7 protein-coding genes are annotated in these 7,098 nt (G+C 47.8%); 4 read left to right on the top strand and 3 right to left on the bottom strand.

What is annotated here, in order from left to right:
- The first annotated feature begins 330 nt into the window (after positions 1–330).
- Positions 331–1,869 carry a glycosyltransferase family 39 protein gene (locus AC0QHF_RS10435; protein WP_324704143.1) on the top strand — a complete coding sequence of 513 codons (1,539 nt, stop codon included), beginning with the start codon at positions 331–333 and terminating at the stop codon, positions 1,867–1,869.
- 9 nt (positions 1,870–1,878) lie between these two features.
- On the opposite strand, the gene AC0QHF_RS10430 is transcribed toward AC0QHF_RS10435, so the two are convergent.
- Positions 1,879–2,055, bottom strand: a complete 177-nt coding sequence (locus tag AC0QHF_RS10430) for a hypothetical protein (protein ID WP_324704142.1) — start codon at positions 2,053–2,055, stop codon at positions 1,879–1,881.
- A gap of 45 nt (positions 2,056–2,100) precedes the next feature.
- On the opposite strand from AC0QHF_RS10430, the gene mrdA reads away from it, so the two are divergent.
- Entirely contained in the window at positions 2,101–3,885 is a 1,785-nt protein-coding gene (gene mrdA, locus AC0QHF_RS10425) for a penicillin-binding protein 2 (protein WP_324704141.1), read from the top strand.
- A gap of 297 nt (positions 3,886–4,182) precedes the next feature.
- On the opposite strand, the gene AC0QHF_RS10420 is transcribed toward mrdA, so the two are convergent.
- Both AC0QHF_RS10420 and AC0QHF_RS10415 read right to left on the bottom strand, forming a co-directional pair.
- On the bottom strand, positions 4,183–5,358 hold the full coding sequence (locus AC0QHF_RS10420; RefSeq protein ID WP_324704140.1) for a hypothetical protein: 1,176 nt from the start codon (positions 5,356–5,358) through the stop codon (positions 4,183–4,185).
- 314 nt (positions 5,359–5,672) lie between these two features.
- Positions 5,673–6,077 carry a hypothetical protein gene (locus AC0QHF_RS10415; protein WP_324704139.1) on the bottom strand — a complete coding sequence of 135 codons (405 nt, stop codon included), beginning with the start codon at positions 6,075–6,077 and terminating at the stop codon, positions 5,673–5,675.
- A 426-nt stretch (positions 6,078–6,503) separates the two neighbouring features.
- Here AC0QHF_RS10415 and AC0QHF_RS10410 point away from each other — a divergent pair, with 426 nt between their 5' ends.
- A complete protein-coding gene (locus AC0QHF_RS10410; protein ID WP_324704138.1) occupies positions 6,504–6,746 on the top strand; it encodes a type II toxin-antitoxin system Phd/YefM family antitoxin in 243 nt (80 codons plus the stop codon).
- On the top strand, positions 6,743–7,006 hold the full coding sequence (locus AC0QHF_RS10405; RefSeq protein ID WP_324704137.1) for a Txe/YoeB family addiction module toxin: 264 nt from the start codon (positions 6,743–6,745) through the stop codon (positions 7,004–7,006). The genes AC0QHF_RS10410 and AC0QHF_RS10405 overlap by 4 nt, the downstream gene beginning before the upstream one ends.
- Positions 7,007–7,098 lie beyond the last annotated feature (92 nt).

Genomic DNA, 7,098 nt, shown 5'->3' with positions numbered 1-7,098 from the left:
CTGCGCGCGGTCCTCGGCAGTCGGTATTAGGGAGTCGGAAACTGAAACGGCTTTTCTATAAGGGTTTGAAAATTTCTTACCCCATTTCAACTGTAACCACGTGAGCGCTCGTTGCTATAACTACGCCAGCCCACAGCGCTATAATTGTTAATTATTAATTATTAATTGTTAATTGTTTTCAACATGAACGCCAAATTCCGACGACTTTTAACCTTTACGCACCGGGAAGTTATGCCCAAATTGACGGGAAACCTTACGAACTCAAACAGTAAACCGAACCGATGGATTTATCCGATCCTATTGATAGGGTTTCTGAGTTATGGTTGTGCGATGTGGTGGGGACTCCCCGGGGACGTGAGTTGGGCCGTCGATTCCATCGATCCCAAAGTTGTGATTGATGGCGAGTGGAACTACCCGTACCCGCCACTGCATCGCTACCTTTTATATTTACTGTATTCTCCGATTATTTTAGCCGCCAACTGGGGATGGATTGATTTATCGACGATATTCGATTCTTCTCTTCTCAGGTTCCTGGGTAGAGGGCTATCCGTTTTCATGGGAACGGGAATTATTTTAATTGTCTTTTTAACCGGTTTGGAAGTGTTCAAAAAACGGTTGCCAGCCCTACTTTCTGCCTTTTTCGTCCTCGGCATCGTCTCGATGGTTTACTACAGCAAAACCATGAACGTCGAAGTCCCCTATGTTTTTTGGTTTGCCGGGGCGATGCTATTTTATGTTCGGGCAATTGAGAGCGATCGCTTCGTGGATTATCTGCTATTTTTTGTCGCCGCTTCCTTATCGGTTTGCACGAAAGATCAGGCTTACGGTCTTTTTATATTGCCGTCAATTTTCTTGGTTTACAATCACTTTAAACGGGCAGAAAAGCGACCCCTTATAAAAACAATTATCGATTTTTTAATCAAGCTAATATTGCCATTTTTGCTGGGTGCAATGGTTTTCCTAGCCGCCCATCAAATCCTGGTCGATATCACCGTCTTCATCCGACATCTGGGACGACTCAATTCTGCCAGTTACGATGCCAGCGAATTTTTCGTGCGATCGCAAAACAATATTCAGGAACATCTGTTTCTGATGTATAGATTTTTCCGAGACATCCGGTTTAATTTGGGCTGGCCCCTATTTGCGATCGCCCTAATTTCCATTCTATCATGTCTTTTCAAACGCAAAGAAAAATCCTTGTTGCTCTGCCTGTTACTCCCCTGCTTGTCTTACTACTTATTTTTTATCAGCATCATCCTGTATTCCCGCGATCGCTTCCTTTTACCGGTGTGTCTGATCCTCTGCCTATTTTGCGGTGATGTTATCGCGGACTTTATCGAAGATCGAAATAAGTGGCGATCGCGACTCAAAATCGGATGGGTGTCCGTCATTTGTATCTACTCTCTCATGTACGCCAATTCGGTCAATTTATTGATGCTTCAAGATTCCCGATATACCGCCGAAAACTGGATGGGTCAAAATCTCGACTTTCCCACCGAATTGGGTTACGTCGGATTTCTGCAATATCATCCCAGATACGACCGCCTGGAAGGAGTCGAAGCAGGCGGCATCTCCCCGTCAAACTTATCCGAAACGGTCGAAAAACAGAGCTCGCCCTATATCGTGACGACGAGGGGCTATTATCGCGATCGCTTTCCCGAAAATACCGATGAATATCGGGGATTTCAAGCCCTCGAAAATTCCCCATCCAAGTATGAGTTAGTATTTGAATATAAAAGTTCGCCAATTTGGAATTTTCTAGAAATCAAAACGGCGACCGAAAGGGAGTTTTATGACTCCCGATTCAAAGCCGGAAATTTCAATAAAATAAATCCAGAAATCCGCATTTTTAAGCGCGTCGAAAATTGATCGATAGCGTCATAGATTAGAGGTGAAAACCATCCGGATCGGATTCGGTCGCCCCCAAACAATGTATTCGGGAACGGATTGTCGCCGACGCCGCCGCCACTCCCCGGGGCGATCGATTCCCGTTTCCAAGCCGCATCGGGCGATCGCCGCTTCCATAAAAATTCCCAAATGTTCCGGATTCAGCACACCCTTTTGGGGGAAATAAACTGTAAGTCACTGCATCGGATAACTATGGCCGGTGAATCTCTGTTTACCATTGAACCTGAATATTTAGCTTCCGAAGAATCGGACGACCGTAAATTCCATCACCGCCGTCGCCACCGGGGGGTGATTGTGCTGTTATTGATCGGCAGTTTATTGAGTCTCTACGGCATTCAGATTGCCAACTTGCAACTCATCCGGGGCGAGATCAACTTAGATCGGGCGGAAAATAACCGCCTCCGCCTGCTTCCCGTCCCCGCACAACGGGGGGAAATCTTCGATCGCCGGGAACGCCGACTCGCCAGCAGCCGTCTGGCGCGATCGGTGTACCTCTGGCCCCGGGAAAAATCCCCCGAAGCGTGGCAAGAAACGGCGGAAAAACTGAGTCAAATTGTCGATATTCCCGCAGAAGAAATTCTCCAAACACTGGAAGAACAAGGGTACAATTCCCGGTTGTCCGTCCGCATCAAACCGGATATCACGCCCGGAATGTTCATCGCGATCGCCGAAAATTCCGCCGATTTTAAAGGGGTGGAAATTCGGGGCGAATCTCAGCGATATTACCCCGAAAACAAGCTCGCAGCCCACGTTTTGGGATACATCGGCGCAGCCAGTTTGGAAGAATTGGAAGCCCACCCCGAATACCCGATGGGGATGCTGACGGGACAGATGGGGGTGGAACGGATCGCCAACAAACAACTCGATGGCGTCTGGGGAAATCGCCTCATCGAAGTCAACGCCAAAGGGGAAGAAATCCAAGAGTTGGGAATTCAATCTCCCCGGATGGGTGAATCCGTGCAACTGACGTTGGATTTGAAGTTGCAAAAAACGGCGGAAACCGCCCTGGGAAATCGCCGGGGGGCGGTGGTGGCGTTGGACGTAAAAACCGGGGCAATTTTGGCGATCGCCAGCCACCCGACATTCGATCCCAACTGGTTCGCCGACGGGGTGACGGAGGCGGAGTGGCGGCGGGTGCAGGGTGGCAACCCCCTGTTAAATCGGGCGTTGCAAGGGTATCCGCCGGGTAGTACATTTAAAATCGTCACCGCGATCGCCGCCATCGAATCGGGCAAATATTCCCCCAATTCTACCGTGGCAACTTCCGCTGCCATCACTATCGGTGGAATCAGCTTTCACGAACACAATGATAAGGGCTACGGAACCATCGGATTTCGGGATGCTTTGGCGTTTAGCAGCAATACTTTCTTTTATCAAGTCGGCATGAATGCGGGGGCCCATCAAATTTCCAAATGGGGGAAAGAATTGGGAATCGGCGGTTCGATCGATTTAGATGTTTTGGGGCTCGACGGCGCCAACCACGGCCAAATTCCCACTCCGGAACAGAAAAAAGAATTGTACGATTTGCCCTGGTATACCGGCGATACCGTCACAATGGCGATCGGCCAGGGGTTGGTATTGGCGACTCCCTTAGAATTGGCGACGATGGTGGGTACCGTAGTTAACGGCGGCTACCGGGTCCAGCCGCATCTGTTCGCCTCCCAAACGAATACTCCCGAAACCCAACCCACCAAAACCGCCATTTCCCCCCAGGCGTTGAACGTGGTGCGGCAGGGGTTAATTGATGTGGTGAAAAAGGGAACGGGACGGGGATTAAATGACGGTTCCATCCCGTTGACGGGGGGCAAAACCGGGACAGTAGAAGTTCCCGGACAGCCGAATAATTCCATGTATGTGGGGTTCGGACCTGCGGATAAACCTGAAATTGCGATCGCGGTATTAGTGGAGGGCGGCGGTTACGGTTCCGTGGCGGCGGCGCCGGTGGCAAAGGCGGTGTTTCAGGCGTATTTTCAATAGTCTAGAAACCGGTCTAGAAACCGGGTTTCTATTGAGATCTCTGTGGGGAAATTGAAGATCCTTCTAGAAACCCGGTTTCTTCTTCCCCAGCGATCGCTCTAGAAACTCGGGTCTAGAAACCGGGTTTCTATTAAGATCTCCGTGGGAAACCCAAGATGCTTCTAGAAACCCGGTTTCTTTCTTGGTGGCGATCGCGCCTAGAAACTCGGGTCTAGAAACCGGGTTTCTATTGAGATCTCTGTGGGGAAATTGAAGATCCTTCTAGAAACCCGGTTTCTTTCTCGTGAGCGATCGCGTCTAGAAACCCGGTTTCTTTTTGTTCAACCAGATGAGCAATTTCATCCCCGCCGCCGCTACCAGAGCACAGCCGAAACTGATGAGAAGTGCGATCGCAAACGGATGTACATTTTCCCCCCGGTTTTCTTGCCAAGGATACGTCATCGGTTCGTCAAAAATCAACCCCACCGTGGAAGCGACGATCGCACCCACTGCAATGCCGACGCCGACAATTTGGATTTGATCTTGTAACTGTTGGTTTTGCTGTTGCAAGCGGCGATCGCGCTGGGCTTGTTCGATTTCCACGATACCACGAATGGAGGCGATCGCTTTATCGGATAAGTTGGAACCCTCCACAAAATAGTTGAGTTCGTCGGCGATGCGGGTTTGAAAATAGGGGGAAGTGCGATCGCTCAATTCTTGGAAAAAATCCAATTCCTCCCGTTTCACCTCATATTTTTGTTCCTTGAGGATATTAAAAATTTCCTCCCGTTTCACTTGATAATTTTTGGTATTGATGGCGATCGTATTGCGACAGTGCTTGTAATTTCGCAACAGTCGCGCATATTCCAAATCCAACTCCGCCAACTCCTTTAAAACCGTTTTCAAATCCTCCAATTCCGCCGAACTCAACTGCAAACTCGTCGTTTTTTCCCTCAACAACGCCCGAAACGACTTCACCCGTTTCTCCAACTCAATATAGGTGGCGTAGGTTTTTCGATACAGCGTCCGGGTGTCCCGATAAGCCGACAGCACCTTATTTCGATAGTAAAATAAATCGATAAACTGTCGGTAGGCATCCACCAACTTCTCGCTGGGCAACTCTTCCCGAAACAAGAGGATCAAAACGTGAGGGGTTGCGATCGCTTCCCCGTGCAGATCCGCGTCCACAATTTGCCCGCCAAACTCAAAAATCGGACTGCCGAACAGTTCCCCCACCCGTTGCAAAGGCGGGCGTTTTCTGCGAGAAGGAATCAAATATTTGACCATTTGGCGGGAAAATTCTTCCAAATTTTCAGCCGTTTTTTCAATTTCCGATTTCGGTAAAAATGCCGTCAACAGCAATGTTTGCCCCAAGGAACCACCGACAAAATCGGGCAGAAAAATTCCCCTATCCGTATTCAAATCGTGCCAAAAAGAAATCGGAACATCCGCCGTTTTCTCGCCCTTTTCCCGTTCCGGGCGGCGAAAATTCATCGTCAAACTATAACTGTCATCAAGTCGATGTGTCCACACCCTCCCGGCAATTGTCAAGTCAGACGGGGGCAGTTTTCCGGTTAATTTGAGGTAACTTTGCGGATGGAGATTGACTTGAGTTCCTTCCGGTTCTTCCGAGTTTTCCGGATACCCGGCAATGTGGAGGCGTTCGGTAAATCCTAACTCCTTTAAAATCTCATCCCCCCGTTCCCACAAGTGTTTTGGGTTGGGTGCAAGAGAATCCGATTCCCCTGTCAATCCCCGCCAGAGATGATAGGAGAATAAATGCAAATTAGGAGCGTAAACGGTGGGTATTACTGGTTTTTCTGAATCCATCGGCTCACACTTTGACGAACGTATAGAAACAGGGAGGTTTTGTCGGATTCTGAAGTGGGTGTAACGATGACAGTTTCTTCCGTTTCTTCAATAATTTGAAAGTTGGGAATTGTCCATTTTTGCTGATTCGGTTCCGGTTCCTGGATGTCATCAACTTCTTTTCGTTGATAATCCAGGGCTTTTTTAAATTCTTTTAGGACTTGTGGAAATTGTCCGATCCGGGTGATAATCAATTCCGAGGCTTTCTCCAGATCGGTTTCCGACAGAGCCTTCAATTCCGCCGCCAATTCCTGCATCGTTTTTAGGGCATCCTTTGGCAAAAGCGGCGGTTCCGTTTCCAAGAGTTGAGCGAACATAATCAGGGTTTCGGTGGATTGTTTCATCTGATTATTAATAAAGTTGTAGTTGGGGCTTCAGCCTCGATCATAGCACGAGATATCTAGAAACCGGGTTTCTATTGAGATCTCGGTGGGGAAACCTCGGATCTAGAAACCGGGTTTCTATTGAGATCTCGGTGGGAAACACAAGATGCTTCTAGAAACCCGGTTTCTTCCCTTGGGAGCGATCGCGTTTAGAAACTCGGGTCTAGAAACCGGGTTTCTATTGAGATCTCGGGGGGAAACCAAAAACCCTTCTAGAAACCCGGTTTCTTTGTTGGGAGCGATCGCGGATTTTAGCTTGACTTCTGACCCAAGTTGATGTATTCTAATACCATGAGAAAATGTGCCGCCATATATGAGCCCTACACGACGACTGCGCGTCGCACCATGCCATCAAGTCTATTCTCAAAAGAGCCGGTTCAAATAACTATGAATAAATATACCGCAGAAAATGCTAAAGACAACCTAGAAACATTAATTGATACAACCTCAGATTCTCACCAGCCAATTTTAATTACTGGAAAACAAAACAATGCCATTTTGATTTCCGAAGCCGATTGGCAGAGCATCCAGGAAACCTTACATCTATTGAGCATCCCCGGAATGAAAGACTCAATTGTAGAAGGACTCCAAACGCCAATCGAAGAGTGCGAAGAGGACTTGGATTGGTGACTTATAAAATTGTCTATACAAAACAAGCCAAAAAAGATGCCAAAAAAATTGCACAAAGTGGACTCAAAATAAAAGTTAAAAAACTGTTGGATCTTCTCCAAAATAATCCTTGGCAGAATCCCCCACCCTATGAAAAGCTGGTTGGAGATTTGACGGGTGCTTATTCTCGCAGGATTAATATTCAACACCGATTAGTTTACGAAGTGATTGAGTCTCAAAACACGATCAAAATTTTACGAATGTGGACACATTATGACTAAGCAGTGTCTAGAAACTGGGAGCGATCGCGTTTAGAAACTCGGGTCTAGAAACCGGGTTTCTATTGAGATCTCGGGGGAAAATCAAAGATGCT

It is taken from the genome of Lyngbya sp. CCY1209 (genome assembly GCF_055795065.1).
This window is presented reverse-complemented; position numbering and strand designations above follow the sequence as displayed.